Source organism: Hominimerdicola alba (assembly GCF_900109655.1).
GTDB classification, from domain to species: domain Bacteria; phylum Bacillota; class Clostridia; order Oscillospirales; family Ruminococcaceae; genus Hominimerdicola; species Hominimerdicola alba_B.
Genome location: NZ_FOAT01000017.1, coordinates 44,799 through 64,047, shown reverse-complemented (window position 1 = coordinate 64,047; position 19,249 = coordinate 44,799). Strand labels below are relative to the sequence as shown.

General features: G+C 44.2%; 11 protein-coding genes. 3 read left to right on the top strand and 8 right to left on the bottom strand.

Translation table 11 applies throughout. The annotated features are described in order from the left end of the window. The 3 genes from BMY75_RS14955 to BMY75_RS14945 form a co-directional block, all read right to left on the bottom strand. The coding region (locus tag BMY75_RS14955; RefSeq protein ID WP_170844320.1) for a glycoside hydrolase family 11 protein at positions 1-950 on the bottom strand (950 nt) is incomplete at its 3' end. A gap of 666 nt (positions 951-1,616) precedes the next feature. Further along, positions 1,617-3,074, bottom strand: a complete 1,458-nt coding sequence (locus BMY75_RS14950; protein WP_074835363.1) for a dockerin type I repeat-containing protein — start codon at positions 3,072-3,074, stop codon at positions 1,617-1,619. A 160-nt stretch (positions 3,075-3,234) separates the two neighbouring features. Next, entirely contained in the window at positions 3,235-4,725 is a 1,491-nt protein-coding gene (locus tag BMY75_RS14945) for a dockerin type I domain-containing protein (protein WP_074835360.1), read from the bottom strand. A gap of 291 nt (positions 4,726-5,016) precedes the next feature. On the opposite strand from BMY75_RS14945, the gene BMY75_RS14940 reads away from it, so the two are divergent. Next, positions 5,017-7,002 carry a DNA gyrase/topoisomerase IV subunit B gene (locus BMY75_RS14940; protein WP_074835357.1) on the top strand — a complete coding sequence of 662 codons (1,986 nt, stop codon included), beginning with the start codon at positions 5,017-5,019 and terminating at the stop codon, positions 7,000-7,002. Between the two features lie 193 nt (positions 7,003-7,195). Then, positions 7,196-9,433, top strand: a complete 2,238-nt coding sequence (locus BMY75_RS14935) for a DNA gyrase/topoisomerase IV subunit A (RefSeq protein ID WP_074835355.1) — start codon at positions 7,196-7,198, stop codon at positions 9,431-9,433. 476 nt (positions 9,434-9,909) lie between these two features. On the opposite strand, the gene BMY75_RS14930 is transcribed toward BMY75_RS14935, so the two are convergent. Together BMY75_RS14930 and BMY75_RS14925 are read right to left on the bottom strand one after the other, a co-directional pair. Then, complete coding sequence (locus tag BMY75_RS14930) at positions 9,910-10,980, bottom strand: type IV pilus twitching motility protein PilT (protein WP_074835352.1); 1,071 nt, start codon at positions 10,978-10,980, stop codon at positions 9,910-9,912. A 105-nt stretch (positions 10,981-11,085) separates the two neighbouring features. After that, the gene (locus tag BMY75_RS14925; RefSeq protein WP_074835349.1) at positions 11,086-12,762 is read right to left on the bottom strand and encodes a GspE/PulE family protein; all 1,677 of its coding nucleotides are present in this window, start codon (positions 12,760-12,762) and stop codon (positions 11,086-11,088) included. Positions 12,763-12,917: 155 nt separating this feature from the next. Here BMY75_RS14925 and BMY75_RS14920 point away from each other — a divergent pair, with 155 nt between their 5' ends. Continuing rightward, entirely contained in the window at positions 12,918-13,751 is an 834-nt protein-coding gene (locus BMY75_RS14920) for a prepilin peptidase (RefSeq protein WP_074835346.1), read from the top strand. 157 nt (positions 13,752-13,908) lie between these two features. On the opposite strand, the gene BMY75_RS14915 is transcribed toward BMY75_RS14920, so the two are convergent. Genes BMY75_RS14915 through BMY75_RS14905 form a run of 3 tightly spaced genes read right to left on the bottom strand, consistent with a single transcriptional unit; the run spans position 13,909 to position 19,221 of the window. Next, positions 13,909-15,954: a type II secretion system protein gene (locus BMY75_RS14915; RefSeq protein WP_074835343.1), complete on the bottom strand. Its 2,046-nt coding sequence runs from the start codon at positions 15,952-15,954 to the stop codon at positions 13,909-13,911. A 12-nt stretch (positions 15,955-15,966) separates the two neighbouring features. Further along, positions 15,967-16,734: a type IV pilus modification PilV family protein gene (locus BMY75_RS14910; RefSeq protein WP_074835340.1), complete on the bottom strand. Its 768-nt coding sequence runs from the start codon at positions 16,732-16,734 to the stop codon at positions 15,967-15,969. Positions 16,735-16,755: 21 nt separating this feature from the next. Beyond that, positions 16,756-19,221 (bottom strand): hypothetical protein, encoded by a 2,466-nt coding sequence (locus BMY75_RS14905; protein WP_074835338.1) that lies wholly within the window; start codon positions 19,219-19,221, stop codon positions 16,756-16,758. Positions 19,222-19,249 lie beyond the last annotated feature (28 nt).

Genomic DNA, 19,249 nt, shown 5'->3' with positions numbered 1-19,249 from the left:
TCACCGCCGTTCCAGTTATCAGTTCTGCCGCTTACATACAGGGACTTGCTGCCCTCATAAGCCTTGGAAGAAGATGATGCTACACTTGCAGAACCTCTGCCGCTCCAGGAATTGGTGCCGTTCTCGAATGTAGCTGAGTACAGTGTACCCTCGATCTCCGGCTCATCCGGCTCGGGGTCAGGAGTGTAGCCACTTTTGCCTTCATACATCTTCAGATTAACGTCAGCTGAACCATCGGATTCCCAACCTTCAACGTTGAAAGCAACTTCGTACAGGTTGCCCATCTTCAGGCCCTTGGATTCCCATGCCTTGAAGTGCTCGGAAACGCTGATGGTACCCTTGGTTCTAAGGTTCTGACGGATGCTGATATACTGTGTGAAATTCTTGTTGCCTTCGATGGTGTAGGAATTTCTTGCACTTGTGTAGATCTTGTATTCACTGCCGTCGATATTAACGGAACCCTTGTACTGCGCAGAAGAATCCTGTGCAGGAGACCAGTTCTTCCAGTCTTCGATGATGTAGTACTCTACCAGAGGATTCTGAGCCCAGCCGTAGATACAGATTCTGGAGTTACCTGATGAACCTGCCTGCCAGTTGCAGTCATAATCACAATAGAAATCACCGTAATCTTTGTATGTCTTAGGGTTATTCAGACCCCAGTAAAGACCACGACGAGCAAGGAAGTTACCTCTCGAACCATTAGGACCACACTTCCAGGATGTGCTGAAACCACCGTCATTGTCGTGCAGTGTCATCGTAGAAGAGTTAGGGGTATCTGCCTGCCAGATCTCATGGTGATAATCGTTGTACCAACCCACTTCCTGTGTGTGCGAAGGGCTTGTTGTCAGTACTTTAGCAGCAGATGCAGTAACTGATGATATAATAGGAGAAACCATCAGTACACCGGCAACAAAAGCGCTTGCAATACGCTTTGAAACGGATTTCTTCATAAACCAATTACCTCTCTTTCAGTTAAATGATTGTTTGTTCGGACGGTCCAGTCCACATTCCATCGGGAACCTCCCCCGAAATGCAAAAACATAAACCAAAGCACCTCTAATAACACCCGGCAGATCAGACTTTGTGAGTTTTTTCTCACGGCAGCTGACTGATCTTTGTCATAATTGACGTGCAATAGTGTTTTCGCAATTTTTGACCGTCTCTATTAAAAATTTTACCAAATTTGCGAAAATTTACAAGGCGTTTTTTGCTGATTAAACGATTACATTTGTTAATTATTGCGATTAATTGTCAGTAGGTATAAAAAAATCAGCTGAATTCGGTTGAATTTAGGGGCTTTTCCGTACAAGTTGTATCCTAAAAATATAAAATGTAAAAATTTCGACCATACAAATAAGCAATAATCGATACGAAATACTTTCGTAATAATTTTAACGATTAATTGAAAATCCCACGTTTTTCGGACTTTTTGCAAAACGCCAAAAATTATGAAAAATCGTCAAAATAGCAATAATTCATTCACACTGACCAATTATTGCTTTTTGTACAAATTATTTGAAACAATACAACTGCAAACGGGACTGCCGAAAAATAGGTCAGTCCCGTTTTGAGTTCTTATTTTTATCGTATCAGCGATATATGTATATCTTTCGTGATCAGATATACTTTTTAGGGAGTATCTTCCTGCCCTTTACATGTGCTGCCAAAATGATGACATCGCTGATGTTTACACTGCCAGATTCGTTAACATCCGCTGCTTCAGGTCCTCTGCCGTCCAGAATTTTTTTGCCTTTTACGTGCGCCGCTAAAACAATTACATCAGTAGCATTCACTTTGCCGTCGCGGTTGCAGTCACCCAACAGCAGCGGCTTCTTGTCAACAGTTATGGTGAATCTCTGTATTTTCTTTGTGTTGGTAACTTTCAGCTCGCTGAGATCAAGCGAATAGTCTCTCCTGTCGCCCTTGTCGTCGATGTAAATAGTGTAGTTCTCGGGCTTAACATTATAAAGACAATATCCCTCCTGCGGATACTCGAACACGAAGTTCAGATCTTCAATACTCTTAGGCAGTTTTGCAGATTTTACAGAACCGCCGCCTCCGCCGTTTCTCCAACTGTAGTTGTATTCCATTTTAGTTCCCGGTGTCTCATTGGATACCCAGAACTCAACATATCCGTCCTTATCGGGTATAGGCGCACTGATCACCGAACCGCTGTAATATAGAGCAGTAAATGTATTCCGGCTCTGATCTCCGCGAAGATCATATTCCCTGTCACTACCATCTTTAACCTTCAGATCAGCACTTGCAAATCCCGGAAAAGCGTCGTTGAACTTCATCCTGACCTTGCTGTATCGTACAGGTTTTTTATATACCTCACAGTGTTCACCGGCTATATGACCGCCGCTGGAGATCACCTCGTAATTTCCGGTGTCCGCTTTAAAATACTTTTTCTCTCCTGCGTGCTCCCCCAGTTTGTAATCGCCTTTCAGCTCACAGCTCTGTCCATTATCGTAAGGATTTAACCGCAGATAGCTCCTCTTGTCATTAAGATCCGGGAACTTGCTGTCGATCTCGACATAAATGGTATTTGCAGGTACTGTTATGGTATCTACGACTGTCATTTTATTTATGTCATTATAATAATAGTAGCACTCATCTTCCAGTCTGATGTAGTAATTATTGTCGCTGTAAGATGCGGATTTTCTGTTCTTGCCATTCATCAGCTTTCCGCCGGGTTCAACGCCTTTCGTCTTATCCGGAACAAATACATCATAAGGTATCCTGCTTTTCTGTTTGGAATTTTTCAGATCATCCAGAGAATGTATACCCGAAAGATCATATAAAGACTCATCAAGTATATTCAGAGCACCGTTTGAGCCGGTAAACTCTGCCACCTTCCTGCCGGAACTGTCCTTTACCGCGAACTTAAGCTTAGAGATATCCGTACCTGCTCCCGCCTTGACAGCGAAATTCATATATGGCTTGTTAAGCTGTATATTTGAAGAGTAGTCTGCAGGCAGGTCATCGACATGCGTATGTGCACTTACAGGCATTGCGCATATCACAGCTGCTGCAATAACAGCCGAAAGTGATCTGATCTTCTTTGATAACATAATGATCCTCTCCTTGATTAAATATCTGACTATCCCTTTACCAAACCACATAAAATGCCATATGGACAGGGATAAATTATGTTGACGTTTTCTTTGAGCGCTGTTAAGTCTGGTGTGTCAGCGGGATAACCATAATAAAATATACTATAATAAAGCAATATCACAAAATTTTGTAAGGTATCAGCTTTTCGCCCTTTACATGGGCTGCTAAAACTGTAACATCTGATATATTGACACTGTTCGATTCATTCACATCAGCTGCAAGAAGGCTTCTGCCGCTGAGCAATCTAATGCCCTTGATGTGTGCCACTAACAGAGTGACATCAGTATTGTTTATCACGCCGTCTCGGTTACAGTCACCGAGCAGCACTCCATTTTTGCTTACCTTGATATTAGCGGTCTGCATCTTTTGCGTATCCGAAACAGTAAAGCTTCCGCCCGATAGATTGTAATCCTTTGCATCGACACTGTCATCTATAACTATGGTATACTTGTCGGGCTTTAGAGCGGCTACACAGTATCCAGAAGTTGGGAATTCCATCAGCACGCTGATCTTTTCCCTTGTCTTTGGTACCTCAGCTTTAACTCTTGAACCGCCGCCTGAACCTGCGATCTTAGAGCCGTCAACAGTAGTGAAATAACTGAAAGTATATGTCATATTTGCATCAAGTTCTTCATCACTTACCCAGAATTCAACATAGCCATCTGAATCGGGAACAAAAGCTGTTAACACTGAGCCACTATAGCACAATGTTGAAACTGAATTATCCTTCATATTTCCTCTGAGATCGAATGTAACGGAAAACTCTTTGGAACCGTTCTTGTAAGTGTTGGTTATTTTAAGATTTTTATCCGCTACCCCCGGGAAAGCATCGTTGAACTTCATCCTGACCTTTGAATACTTTACGGAATGATCGGAAACATAGCTGTACGCATTGCCTTTTGTTCCTGTAAACCATATATCGTACTTTCCTTTGGTAGCAGATATCGTCTCTTTTTTGCCTGCGTGATCATACATCTTGAATTTGTTGTCCTTGGTTATCCCGCACTTCTGGCTGCTGTCCGTAGGGATAAAATAACAGGCTTCAGTTTTATTCTCCGTCTGCAGGAATTTTTTATCCACATCTATGATAATCTTATTTGCGGGTACAGTCATAGTATCAACGATCTTGAAGTTTGATTTGTCGGTATAGGTAAGGTAAACCTCATCATCAGGACCCATACTTATACCTTTTTTTGCTTCCATATAATAAGTGATGCCGTTTCTCTCCACCTTGCCTGAGGGGGCGTTGCACTTGTAATCAGCCTCGGGATAATACAGACCAAGAAAACGGTTTTCGGGCGGGTCTTTTGCCTTGTAGCTGTCAACATCATGTATACCCGTAAGATCAACGGCTGTACCATCAAGTATATTGACCGTGCCGTTCTTGCCCGTGAAGGTCGCGATCTTTTTGCCATTTGAATTTAACAGCGCAAACTTAACTTTGCTGATGTCTGTTCCGCCGGAAGGTTTCATGTTGATGTTAAGATACGGCTTGTTCAGACGTACACCTGTGACGATATTGCGCGTTATGTTGTCAGCCGAAGCAGTGATCGATGTAAACAGCATCATTGCTGCCGCTGAGAACGCAGCGATAATTTTTAATTTCATCTTATCTCTCCTATCCGTGTTATCATTACAGCGTATCATCGCCGTATATTTAGAATAATATCACGATTTTATTCTTTTGTCAATCATTTCCATTGTTATTTCTGCGATACATATGGCATCCGCAATAAACCTGTACAATTAAACGCCCTCAAATCTGACAATTCGTAAATTTTTTTGACACACTCTTTACAAAAGGCTGTAAAGTGTGGTATAATATCTTTGTTTGTAAATAAATAGAACTGTTGTTCTCTGTTTATGCAGAGGGCGTATAATATGATGTGAGGTTATGAAATGGCTAACAAAAAGCAGGATTACGGCAATGAAGACATCACGCTGCTGAAAGGCAAGGACAGAGTTCGTCTGCGCCCTGCGGTAATGTTCGGCTCAGATGGACTGGGCGGCTGTAAGCATTCGGTATTCGAGATAATATCAAACTCCATAGACGAAGCCCGCGAGGGTCACGGCGATAAGATAATCGTCACCAAGTATTTTGACGATTCCATAGAAGTACAGGACTTCGGCAGAGGCTGTCCCGTGGACTACAACCAGCGTGAAAAGCGCTATAACTGGGAACTTGTTTACTGCGAGCTTTACGCAGGCGGCAAGTACAACAATAATTCGGGCGACAATTATGAGTATTCACTTGGTACAAACGGTCTTGGTGCCTGTGCTACGCAGTATTCCTCGGAGTATATGGACGTTGAGGTCATCCGCGACGGTTTCAAGTACGAGCTCCGTTTTGAAAAAGGCGACAATGTGGGCGGTCTTAAAAAGGAAGAGTGCAAGAGCAAAAAGACAGGCACCCGCACCCACTGGAAGCCTGACCTTGACGTATTCACCGAGATAAGCATCGAGAAAGAGTACTTTGAGGATATTCTGAAAAAGCAGGCTGTGGTAAACCCGGGCGTGACTTTCCTGCTGAGGATACAGCGCGAGAATATGTCCTTTGAGGAAACTACCTACTATTATGAGCACGGCATAGAAGACTATGTCAAGGAGATAGCAGGCGAAAACACCCTGACAAACGTACAGTACTTCTCAGGCAGCAGGCGCGGACGTGACCGTGCGGACAAACCCGAATACAACGTAAAGCTGGGCGTATCCTTTGTATTCTCCAACAAAGTGCAGACGCTGGAATACTTCCACAACTCCAGCTTCCTTTCCCACGGCGGCTCACCCGATGACGCTGTAAGGAGCGCTTTCGTTTCTCAGATAAATGCTTATTTAAAGTCCAATAATAAGTACAATAAAAATGAAAAGCCCATCACTTTCCAGGACGTAGCAGACTGTCTGGTGCTGGTATCAAGTTCATTCTCAACACAGACATCCTATGCTAACCAGACCAAGAAAGCGATAAACAACAAGTTCATCAAGGAGTGCATGACAGAGTTCCTGAAGCACAACCTTGAGATATACTTCATCGAGAATCCCGACGAAGCTCTGAAGATAGCCGAGCAGGTACTGGTCAACAAGCGTTCCCGTGAAAGTGCCGAGTCTTCAAGGCTCAATATCAAAAAGAAGCTCCAGGGCACCATCGACCTTTCAAATCAGGTGCAGAAGTTCGTTGACTGCCGTTCAAAAGACCTGAGCAGACGTGAACTTTACATCGTGGAGGGTGATTCGGCGCTGGGTTCTGTAAAACTGGCGAGAGATGCTGAATTCCAGGCTGTAATACCTGTAAGAGGTAAGATACTCAACTGCCTTAAAGCGGACTACGACAAGATATTCAAGAATGAGATAATCACCGACCTGATAAAGGTACTGGGCTGCGGCGTGGAAGTAAACACAGGCAAGAAAAAGGATCTTTCCGCTTTCAACCTTGATAACCTCCGCTGGAACAAGATAGTTATATGTACCGATGCGGACGTTGACGGTTTCCAGATAAGAACGCTGATACTCACCATGCTTTACCGCCTGACACCTACCCTCATCGAGCAGGGCTATGTGTATATCGCGGAATCTCCCCTGTTTGAGATAACCACCAAGGACAAGACCTACTTCGCCTATGACGAGCCCGAAAAGGACAAGATACTGAAAATGATAGGCAACAAGAGCTTTACTATACAGCGCTCGAAGGGTCTCGGTGAGAACGAAGCCGACATGATGAGCCTTACCACCATGAACCCCGAAACACGCCGTCTTATCAAGGTCAACCCCGATGATATCGAGATGACCCAGTGGATGTTCAATATGCTGCTGGGCGATGACCTTGCAGGACGTAAGGAATTCATCACCAACAACGGCGCTGAATACCTTGAAATGGCAGACATTTCTTAATTCATAATTCACAATTCATAATTCATAATTATTGGTGGGCAACAAAGTTTTGTTGGGCTTGTCGGTAGTTTGATAAAAGTTCATCGCGGCTGAGTTTCCATTTGGCAAATCATTTTGTGCCGCGATTTGAAGTGAGTTATTTGATATGATTGACATTCTGATAATACATTCTTTGAAAGGATAGTTGTTATACATGGCTAAGAAGAAAGCAGAGCCGAAAAAGGCCGCTGCACCTAAGATAGATGCTTATATCGAGGGCGCGGGACTTGTGGCTGAACAGAAGATAACCCAGACTCTTGAAAAGAATTATATGCCCTACGCCATGAGCGTTATAGTATCCCGTGCTTTCCCCGAGATAGACGGCTTCAAGCCATCTCACAGAAAGCTTCTGTACACCATGTACCTCATGGGACTGATAAAGGGCAAGCTGACCAAATGCGCCAATATCGTAGGCGCTACCATGAAGCTGAACCCCCACGGCGACGCGGCTATATACGAGACCCTCGTAAGACTCTCCCGCGGCAACGAAGCACTTCTGCACCCCTATGTGCAGTCGAAGGGCAACTTCGGCAAATCCTATTCAAGGGATATGGCTTATGCGGCTTCGCGATACACCGAGGCTAAGCTTGAACCTATATGCGAGGAGCTTTTCAGGGATATCGACAAGGAGACCGTTGACTTTGTCCCCAACTACGACAACACCATGACAGAGCCCACCCTCTTCCCTGCCACATTCCCGACGATACTCGTTAATGCCAACGTGGGAATCGGCGTATCTATGGCTTCATCGGTATGTCCTTTCAACCTGACAGAGGTCTGCGAAACTGCAATAGCACTTATCAAAAACAGCGAAGCTAATGCACTTGATACCCTGAAAGGTCCCGACTTCCCGGGCGGCGGATATCTGCTTTATGACGAAGAAGAGCTTGATAAGATATACCGCACGGGCCGCGGCTCGGTAAAACTGAGAGCGAAGTACCGCTTCAACAAAGAGGAGCGCTGCATAGAGATAACCGAGATACCTGCCACCACCACCATCGAAGCGATAATCGAAAAGATAATCGCGCTGGTAAAGGCAAGCAAGATCAAGGAGATCTCCTATATACGTGACGAAACAGACCTCAACGGCTTGCAGATAGGTATCGATATCAAAAAGGGCGTTGACCCCGATAAGCTGATGCAGAAGCTTTACAAGCTGACACCGCTTCAGGACACCTATTCCTGCAATTTCAACATCCTTGTACACGGCTATCCGAAGGTCATGGGTGTGTACGAAATTCTGGACGAATGGACAAGATTCCGTATGGAATGCGTCCGCAGACGTGTTGAGTTCGACCTCAAAAAGAAGAAAGACAAACTTCATCTGCTGAAAGGTCTGGGCAAGATACTGCTGGATATCGACAAGGCTATCCGCATAATCCGCGAGACCGAGGAAGAAAGCGAAGTTGTACCCAACCTGATGATAGGCTTCGGAATCGATGAGATACAGGCTGACTACGTTGCCGAGATCAAACTGCGTCACCTGAACCGCGAGTACATCCTCAAGCGCACATCTGAGACCGAAAAGCTTGAAAAGGAGATCGCAGAGCTGGAAGAAGTTCTGGGCAGTGAGAAGAAGATCAAGCAGATAATCGTCAGCGAGCTGAAAGATGTTATCAAGAACTACGGTCAGGAGAGGAAAACTCAGTTCTTCTACCAGAGCGACATCGAAGAGGTGGAGGAAGAGGAAGAGATCGAGGATTACCCCTGCAAGCTGTTCATTTCTGAAAGCGGCTATTTCAAGAAGTGCACCATGCAGTCCCTGCGTATGGCAAGCGATCAGAAGCTGAAAGAGGGCGACCGCATGATGGCTGAAACAGAGTCCTCCAACCGCGCAGAGCTGCTGTTCTTCTCGGATAAAGCCAGCGTATATAAGTCAAGGGCAAGCCGTTTCGGCAACACCAAGGCAAGTGATCTCGGTGATTATATTCCCGCAGTTCTGGGCTTTGACAGCGGTGAAGCATTCCACACAATGGTGGAGACAATGGACTATTCGGGCTATCTGCTGTTTGTATACGAAAACGGTAAGGCAGCGAAAGTTCCCCTTGATTCATACGAAACCAAGACCAACCGCAAAAAGCTTGCAAATGCGTACAGCGACAAGTCGGGTCTTGTGGCGATACTGAAACTCACAGATAACGCACAGGTGATGCTGAGGACTACCAACGGCAGAGCGATGCTTTTCGACACCGCACTTCTTCTGCCCAAGACCACCAGAAATACTCAGGGTGTACAGGTGATGACACTGAAAGCAAAAAACGCAAAGGTGGAAAAGGCATACATCGTCTCCGATGAAGAAGCCGAGACCCTTTCAAAGTTTCGCAGCAAGACTATCCCTGTTGCAGGCTGTCTTTCCAAAGACCTCGAAGACCCCGACCAGCTGTCTTTTTAATTCATAATTCATAATGCATAATTCATAATTGTTGGCATGGGCGCGGGAATGCCATTCTACGTACACTGCCAAAAGGCGAGCTTTGGCTCAAGCCTTTCGCGAAAGGCTTGCGGATGAGCACACAGTCAGCAAAGCTGACTGTTAGAGGCAGAGCCTCTCGGTCAAGGCACAAAAGCGCCATGACAATAGTACTGTCAATAGAACACCAAACTCCCGCCACAAAGAGGCGCGGAATAACAAATAATCCAGAGCGTGGACAAATCAAATGTCCACGCTCTTTCTTTCGACGTATAATTTATTGCCGCGCCGAAATCAACGGCGGTACGCTCGTTGATTTCTCGCCCCGAGGAACGAAGGGCGAAATCTTGCAAAGATATTTTCAAAATCAAAACAATCGACTATACCAACAGACCATTATCTACGCTACATAGAGCAGTATCAAAAAAGAGCTGTACCGAAGTACAGCCCTTGAATTATCAGATATTCTGATTGATGTATCTGTTCAGGTCGTTTGCGTTTACGCACTTTTCAAGTGCAACTTCCTTGGAGATAGTTCTGTTTCTAACCAGCTTTGCAAGCTCCTGATCCATTGTCTGCATTCCCACAGCCTTACCTGTCTGCATTGCGGAACCGATGAGGTGAACCTTATCGTCACGGATCATAGCCTTGATGGAGTCAGTAGCGTTCAGGATCTCACAGCAAGCTACACGGCTTGTACCGTCGAAAGTACGGCAGAGAGTCTGAGTACAGATACCAACGAGTACGGACGCCAGCTGAGTTCTGATCTGGTGCTGCTGGTGTGCAGGGAATACGTCGATGATACGGTCGATGGTGGAAGCAGCGTCAGTGGTATGAAGTGTGGACATAACCAGGTGACCTGTTTCTGCGGCGGTTACGGCAGCTTCGATAGTCTCGAAGTCACGCATTTCTCCGACGAGTATGATATCAGGGTCCTCACGGAGAGCAGCTCTCAGCGCCATGGAGAAGCTGGGTACATCGGGACCGATCTCTCTCTGGTTGATCATACATCTCTTGTGGGAGTGCAGATACTCGATAGGATCCTCAACTGTGATGATATGAGAAGACTTATGGATATTAACATGGTCGATCATAGCAGCCAGTGTTGTTGACTTACCTGAACCGGTAGGACCAGTTACAAGCACAAGGCCACGGGGACGCATTACGAATTCAGCCAGTACGGGAGGCAGATCCAGATCGGTAAGAGTCGGGATATCGTTTCTCAGCAGACGGATAGCGATAGCCGTATTGCCTCTCTGATGGTAAACGTTAACTCTGTGACGGAAACCTCTGCTTGATACAAATGTAAAGTCAGTATCGATCTTATCCTTGATCTGCTGTCTCTGTCTGTCGTTACACATATCCTCACACACTCTGAGAATTTCGATCTCGGTCATATCGGGATAGCTTGACAGCTTTCTAAGGTTACCACCCTGTCTAACTATGGGGGGGATACCAACGGTAAAGTGCAAGTCCGAGCAGCCCAGTGCTCTGGATTCGTCCAGTATCTTGTTAATATCAATTGCCATTTGTTTATACCTCCAAACAATATATTTATAGCTGACTGTTTATCGTCCTGAACTGCATAGTATAGTCTGACACAAAACCCCAACAGCCATCTAAGCTTAACTAATTTATACGGCGTAGGTAACACGTACCAGCTCGTCCATAGTGGTTCTGCCCTGCTGAACAAGTTCGGATACGTTATCACGCAGCAGACGGCAGCCCTCTTCCTTGGCGAGTTCCTGTATCTGCTCACTCTTGGCACCTGCGGCGATGATCTCTTTCATCTTCGGGGTAGCCAGAAGTATCTCATGGATAGCGGTACGTCCAATGTAACCTCTTGTACACTTGGAACAGCCCACAGGCTTGTATACAGGTACAGACTCAGTGATGCCCATCAGTTCATTATCCTCATCTGTGGACATATAACCCTCACGGCAGTTAGGGCAAACGACCTTGGCAAGTCGCTGTGCAACAACGCCGATAAGCGAAGTAGCTACCATGTATGCGTCAACGCCCATATCCACAAGTCTTGTAACAGTGGAAGCTGCGTCGTTGGTATGAAGTGTGGACAACACAAGGTGTCCTGTGATAGCGGCTCTGATACCGATCTCAGCTGTCTCGGTATCACGCATCTCACCGATCATTATGATATCAGGGTCCTGACGAAGGATAGAACGCAGAGCAGCCGCAAAGGTCATGCCTGCCTTCTCGTTTATCTGACACTGATTGATATTGGCGATCTTCTTCTCGACAGGGTCTTCGACGGTGATAACGTTGAGGTTAGGCTTCGCGATCTCACCGAGGGCTGCGTACAGTGTGGTAGACTTACCTGAACCGGTAGGTCCTGTAACCAGTACCACGCCCTGAGGAACCTTCAGACAAGAAACGAATCTCTTGTAGTTATAGTCTGTCATACCCAGATCCTGTATACGTCTTACCGAGCTGTCGCCCGCGAGGATACGGAGAACGACCTTCTCGCCGTATACCATTGGCAGATTGGACACACGGAGGTCAACAGTGGTGCCGTCGATGACCTGTGACATACGACCGTCCTGAGGTATACGCTTCTCGGCGATATTCATACCCGAGAGGATCTTGAATCTTGTTACCAGTGATACATGAAGTCTTGAGTCGAGGTCTTCCATAAGAGGAACCAGGTCACTGTTGATACGGACTCTGATCTTGGTGTGATCCTTGAAAGGCTCGATGTGGATATCCGTCGCGCCCTGACGGTAGGACTGCTCAACTATGGCGGTAGCCAGCTTAACGATAGGCGCATTATCAACACGGTCGGAGCTGAGATCGATCTCATCCAGGCTTACGGACTCTTCTTCCTTCTCCTGCTTAGCCTCCTCAGCCACCTTAGCGGCAGCGCCCTCGGAGTACATCTTACCGATTGCTCTGTTTATAGAAGCCTTTGTAGCAAGCTGAGCTGTGATATTACAGCCTGTGATAACTCTCAGATCCTCGAAAACGTAGAAGTTCATGGGGTCGTTTGTAGCGACCATCATACGTCTGCCTATCTTCTTAACAGCAATAACAGTGTACTTTCTTGCTGTGGTCTCGGGTATCAGTTTGACAACATCAGCATTAAGAACAGCATTGTCAAGGTCGATAAACTCGATATTCATTCTTTCTGCCAGCGTTTTAGCAAAATCTATATCGCTGACAAGTTTCATCTCGATTACGATATCACCGAACTTTTTGTCCTTTTCAGTCTTCTGTCTTTCAAGGACTGCATTCAGATCTGCTTCACTCAGCAGGTTCTTTTCAACAAGATATTGTCCAATTGGTCCGTTTCTCATAGATACGCTCCTATCTCCGACTCATGCGGAAAAATAAATTTTTGAATAAATTCTTAAATTATTAATACCTCTTGTAATTCTCGTAAAATTGTGGTAAAATATATTTATGAAATGCGAATGCATATCAATTTTTTAAAGAAAGGAGGAGATCAAAGGTGAATACCGAAACACTCTATCTTATTATAGTATACGTGTTCGTTTTTATCTTTGGCATATGCATCGGCAGCTTTCTGAACGTGTGTATTTACCGTCTGCCACTTGGTGAGAGCTTGATAAAAAGCAATTCTCACTGCATGACCTGCGGCACACCCATCAGGAAACGTGATCTGATACCTGTTGTAAGCTGGTGTCTGCTGCGCGGCAAATGTCATGCCTGCGGTGCTAAGATCTCGCCCAGATACACGGTAGTCGAACTGCTCAACGGGATCTGCTACCTCATCATCTTCCTGCATTTTGATGTTATATCCCATCCGCTTTACGCAGCTATCGTTTCGCTGATGACATCAGCCTTGATAGTGGTATTCTTTATGGACTGGGACACACAGCTGATCAACACATGGGTAGTGGTTTTCATTGGTGCACTTGCGATACCGAAGTACATATTCTGCCGTAATGAAAGCAACATAACCCTGAAATCAATGATCATCGGTGCATTTGTTATCAGCATACCGCTGCTTGTGATCTCTCTTGCGAGCCATGAAAAAGCCATGGGAATGGGAGATGTGTACCTGATGGCAGCTGCGGGGCTTTTCCTCGGAGTGCCGAATGTCCTTATCGCCATGCTGATAGCTCTTGTGTCAGGCTCGATAGTCGGAATAATACTGAAACACACAAACGGCAGTTCAGTGTTTGCTTTCGGACCTTACCTCGCATTAGGCATTGCAGTTGCAGCCCTTTACGGTGACGCCATCGCAGATTTCTATGTACATTTCACAGGTCTCGACGAAACACTGGAAGAAACTGCTATGGTCATCGCGAATATCCTTTAATAAACTCAAAAATATCCGCTGAATTATTCAGCGGTATTTTTTTGCCCTTTTTTATGAGCTTTTCACATTTTGCTCAAAAGGTTCCCGCAGGAAGACCTGCGGAAATCTTTTCAGCAAGCGGCTGAGATCAGCCGCTTGTGAATTTAACGATTATCAATTAACTTTTTGAAAATGTTTGAGTATCATCATTATACGTCAAAGTACAATCACTACTAATTACGTATCCGTCGCTATTAGGTTTGCCATTAAAGCTAACTTTGATTGGTTTATTTGAATAGATCTTAAGGGTTGTACTATCAGTATTAGAAAAGCTTGAAATATATGCACCGCTCCAACCAGTAATCGGATCACAGAAAGGTGTTGTACCGTCCGCTTGACATACAATACAATATATTTCTTCACCATTATTTTGGATATTCAGTCCATTGTGATAGAGATTAGGTTTCTCAACAATAAGAGTTACTTCAAACATTCCCGGGTGGCTGTTATCCTTATAAACTGCCTTAACGAAGTATGCTTTACTCTCATCAAGCGTTGAAAGTTCTAAAGTACCAAGCTGACCGAGTACATTACTGCTATCATCGGGATCCAGAATATCCCACTGCTTAAATGCCATGCCCTCAGGACAATCAGCTTTTGCATAATCCGTCATTGTCTTGATCCTTGAATCTTTACCAATGTCTTCAGCAGTATAATCTTTTCTTACTTTAAAGAAATCGTAGATACCACCGCCAAGTTCATCAGCAGTTTCAAATGAAAACATTATTGTAGGCTTCTGCTCATAGATAGCATCATATTCAGCCGAAGTGGAGTACTCCTGACCGTTAACAAACCATCCAGCTGCCATATTTGCAGAAGCAGCAGCTTCAGGATTATCAGGATCAACTATTGGTGGAGCAACAGATGCAGGATCAATTCCCCGTAATAGCCAACCAACGAAAGTATACTCACCATTTGCATCACCGTTTCCATCCGGGATACCTGATACATAATGGTCATCATCCCATATGCCTTGCGAGATTGTATATGGATCAGACCCTTCAACATGACCGGGATCAAATCTGTCGTAAAAAACTAATTCGAATGTTGGATCATTTCTTATTTGAAGTTCTGTCCAAATGTAGAAATCAAGGTTTGTGAGAACACTTTCCTCCTTGTATTCTTCAATTGGTTTTCCGCTATCAGTTTTGATTGCTAAGTAAGCAGTTCTTGTGTAGCTGCTTCCGGAAGCTACCCAAGCAGTAGTCTTTCCTTTACCGATATTGATCCAAGAATTAATAGTACCCTCCGGAATTGAGCTGCCTGATTCAAGCTGTATACTTGTTATCTTAGTAGTAGAACCGGGAGCATCATACAGAGATACAGTAACCTTTTCACTTTGGATAGGTTCCTTTGTATAAAGAATGTAGGTGAAAGAATCACTGGTATACATCGTTTCTGCATTACCGTTTGTTCCGGTGTTGGTAGCCTTTGCAAAAGTATTGTAATCCAAAAGGGTTCCTTCTTCACCTGATGCGGAGTATAACTGAGCTATCATAAGGTCTTTTGCCTTCAGATTGACGTTAACAAGCTCAACATCACGCTTCTGGTTGAAACCAAACTTATCAAATACATAGTCAAGGCCTTCACGTCTTGGTCTTGTCAGCTCCATATCAATGGAAACGCAGCTGCTTCCATTTTCAAGATTGTTCAGGGTAGCATTAAATTGACAGCCATAGTCATTGTAAAGAGCCTCACTGCCAAGGTAGCCCATTCTATCTGTGTCGATACCATCTTCTGTAATGTTTGCCTTGAGTATACCGCCATAAGCGTGCTTTCTGCGGGATACTGTTGAATTTTCAACATAATCTGCTAAACGAGAGCCTCTTATAACTTTATCGTCGTTATCAAGTATCAAAGCATTTGTAAACTTGGTATGAGATACTGCATTTCCGCTGCTGTCCGTCAGGAACTGTCCCTTAAACTTAGGAACGCCCTGATAATCCTTCAATATAACAACGTTAGTAGCATATCTCAGTTCATTATCTACATAGTCCATCAGCATCGAACCGATATCATTTGTATCGGAAAGAGACTGCGTTCTCTGATAGAATTTGTTCATAGGTCTGATCCAGTTAAGTATTGCACCCATTATCATGACCATGATCGTAGCAACAATGACCAACTCGACCAGTGTAAAACCTTTTTTGTTATTCTTCTTCATAGCGCTACCTCCTTATTCTTCAGATTCAGATGGCATACCATCGAACTCAGCAGGAGATAAGAAACTAGAGCCATCGAAGTATATGGAGCACATATTTTCGTCCTCTTTGACCTTCTTGTTTGTTACAGGAACAGTGATTTCATTGCCTGTTTCAACACTCGTTATTTTCAGACAAGAGTTAAGATCACCGACACCGGCAATTCTCTGCCTGATACCGAACTTCATATAACCGCCGTTCGGTGCCCAGATATGTCTGGGCAAAGTTTGCTGAACGGTATTTTTCTTTTCATTATCGAAGAACTCAAAGTCCTGTGAATCACCGGGGATAGCACAGCTGATATCCCATGTCTGCTGGGAACCACTGTAGTTGTAAAGTGTTATCCAGTACTCATTATCCTCAAGGGCTACCTGATCTGCAGCCGAGAAGAACGAGAGCTCAAAAACACCATCAGGTGAATCCTCATCAAGTTTAGAGCTATAACCATAAACATGGTCATTTTCGATAGTGACCGAAGGAAAAGCAAAAGTCATTTTGAACCTGTTCACACCATCTTCCATTGGTTTAACATTGGAATACTCAGGATCAAGTACCTGAGAAAATGTTGAGAAATGCTCAAGGTTCGTGGTTTGAGTATTAGTTGCTGTCATCCTTCTGCCAGTCTTTGCCTGGGCTTTCATGCAGGCAGTTGCAGCCATTGTAAAGCCTGTGGTGGCAACAGCGAATACTGCCATAGCAATAATGCACTCAACAAGGGTCATACCTTTTTTATTAGTATTCATAATAAGATCCTCCCTCCTGCATTATGAAGCTGCATATCGCTGCAGCATATAGGTCGATGTCGCATGTTCATCACCGGTACCCTTGATAATCGAAAGCATCGAGCAAGGAGAGAAGGGGAGATAAACGATGGCGTTTCTGTTACCTTTCTCTACTTCATAATGATTACATACAAGGTTTCCTATTATAGCAACTGACTCCATATCTGTACTTGTGAAATCAGGAGAGATCTTTATATTTCTGCCATGATTACTTGTACGATAAGTTGCTCTGGGCATATAAACACACGCTTGTAAGATCGTATTAGATTCATCACAGAACAGTTCGCTGCCTTCTGTAAGCAGGAAGAATATGTTGTTTGAGTGAAGTTGATGTCCCTCTTTGGTGGGGTCGGGAGTCGGGTTAAGGCTTCCGCCACTGCACCTAACTTTATCACCATTTGAGTAAGTATCGCTCTTGAAGTAGGACTCAAGATCCATTACAACATTGTGCGCACCGCTAAAGCTGAAATGAGGATTAGCAACGAATGTGCTGTGATCATACGTCGATTCTTTTTTTGAAGTAGCATATTCATTATTGGTCGTACCTACACCTGAGTCACTTACAAAGTATACGAACTTAGCTTCACCCGCTACCTCGGGATCAGTTGGGTTATTTATAAGTATAACATTATTATTTGAACAATGACCACCATTTTTCAGTACTACAACAATATCATGACCTGCTTTATCAACATCTATCAGTATATTATCATTATCTAGGTAATCGATGTAGCAGTCTTCAGTTACAATGTAATCAGGTTTGAATACGGGACCAGTACCTGTTGCATCGCCGTAAACCTCAATATAATTGCCGCTGTCGTCTTTATTCTTGAACGAATCATCTGTGATATTCTTAACATTATCAGTATCAAGCACTGTTTTCTTTCCATCAGAACCTACTTTATACATAGCAGCATACTGATTCTTGATAGTAGAAATGCCCTCCTGACACAGGAGATGCTCAGGGTAATAATAGTAAGGAGTTTCAGAAAGCAGAGGAAATTCGGGCTGCTGAGCTCTGGGAACAGATGACCAGTCATCATTGAAAGATATATTACCTACTCCGGGAAGAGATGTTACTCTTGCACTCTCAGGAGGAGTTATAACATTGCCTGAAGCATCATATGTTCTTGCACAATTATATGCATAATGACCGGGCTTAAGATGAACAGTATTATCTGTAAGGTGAGGAGCATTTGTTCCATAAACATAGAGATCTCCGTCGAGATATACATCACCTGTTACATTTGCTTTTACATTAGCTACAACAAGGTCACCATTGAACATATTTGAGCCGTCGCCGCTTACTTTATGAGTGAAAACATTACCATGAATGGTATTGCCGTTAGCATCACCAAAAGAAGCAACACTACCCTGGATCTTGCTCCAGTAACCATCTACATCAACTGATGTATCAGCATCACTTTTTCTGGCGCAAGCTATTTTCAGTGCATCACCCATATCAGGTTCTTTACCAAAATAGATAAAACCTGCATGAGCATCAACAGAAAAATCATCCTTCGTTCCTACCATAGCATTGTTACTGCAGAAGATCAGAGCCTGACGAACATTTAAAAAGTTGTAATCAGAGCCTTCCTGATTAGGATTGATCGTCATATCAGTCAATGACTTACCCTGACTAGGGTCAAATGTAGGAGTATTGGCAACAAATACCATATTTCTGGAAACATTTACTACACAGCCCTTTGACTCATCTTCGCCGGGATAGTAGTAAGGGTTGCTGTAGAAACGGTTGTTGTTCTGAACAGACATAGAACCGTTTATATCCGTAGAACCATACAGTTTGTTTTCGTTGTGGTTGAACTGGTAAACAGTATTCTGGTCATGAGAATCTATAGATGTAGCACCAGTTGCACCATATACCTGGATATTTTCAAACTGTGTGTTGATACCGCCGTCTGTACCTATGATCTCAAGTGCCTTAGGAGTAAATTTGTGCATTCTCAAAGTATCGATACTAAGGTAAGCAACAACTGTCTTCTCCTGGCCAAGATAAGTAGCAGTTGAAATTACCTTCAAAGAGTTGATGTTACCCTTTCTAACCGCTTCAACTCTGAGTTCGCATTTAGCATTGTTCCATCGTGGCTGAGAATCGCCAACGGCAGTACCTCCGTGACTGTCACTTGTGATCTTAACCTCAACAGGTCCTGCACCAATTGCATTCTGCAGCTGTGTGATCTTTTCCTGGATCAGGGCATCGTCATGTGTAGCATCAGTTACAAAGCCTGTTGTTTCTGCAACAAATGCTCTGCAACATGATGCGGCCACGTAGTATGCCTGCTTTTTCCGGTACTCTTCGTTTGTCTTGGAATTAGTATGTGATACCAACTCTGTAGCCGCCATTATAATAACGACCATCATAACTGATACCACAGTTACTGTTGCCAAGACTGCGCCTTTGCGCTGGGACTTGAACTTAGTTTTCATAATTACCACCTTTCGTTCTTTTGGGTTT

Coding starts and splice junctions, on each gene's coding strand:
- BMY75_RS14950 (WP_074835363.1), bottom strand. CDS start 3,074: ATGTTATCAAAGAAGATCAGATCACTTTCGGCTGTTATTGCAGCAGCT.
- BMY75_RS14945 (WP_074835360.1), bottom strand. CDS start 4,725: ATGAAATTAAAAATTATCGCTGCGTTCTCAGCGGCAGCAATGATGCTG.
- BMY75_RS14940 (WP_074835357.1), top strand. CDS start 5,017: ATGGCTAACAAAAAGCAGGATTACGGCAATGAAGACATCACGCTGCTG.
- BMY75_RS14935 (WP_074835355.1), top strand. CDS start 7,196: ATGGCTAAGAAGAAAGCAGAGCCGAAAAAGGCCGCTGCACCTAAGATA.
- BMY75_RS14930 (WP_074835352.1), bottom strand. CDS start 10,980: ATGGCAATTGATATTAACAAGATACTGGACGAATCCAGAGCACTGGGC.
- BMY75_RS14925 (WP_074835349.1), bottom strand. CDS start 12,762: ATGAGAAACGGACCAATTGGACAATATCTTGTTGAAAAGAACCTGCTG.
- BMY75_RS14915 (WP_074835343.1), bottom strand. CDS start 15,954: ATGAAGAAGAATAACAAAAAAGGTTTTACACTGGTCGAGTTGGTCATT.
- BMY75_RS14910 (WP_074835340.1), bottom strand. CDS start 16,734: ATGAATACTAATAAAAAAGGTATGACCCTTGTTGAGTGCATTATTGCT.
- BMY75_RS14905 (WP_074835338.1), bottom strand. CDS start 19,221: ATGAAAACTAAGTTCAAGTCCCAGCGCAAAGGCGCAGTCTTGGCAACA.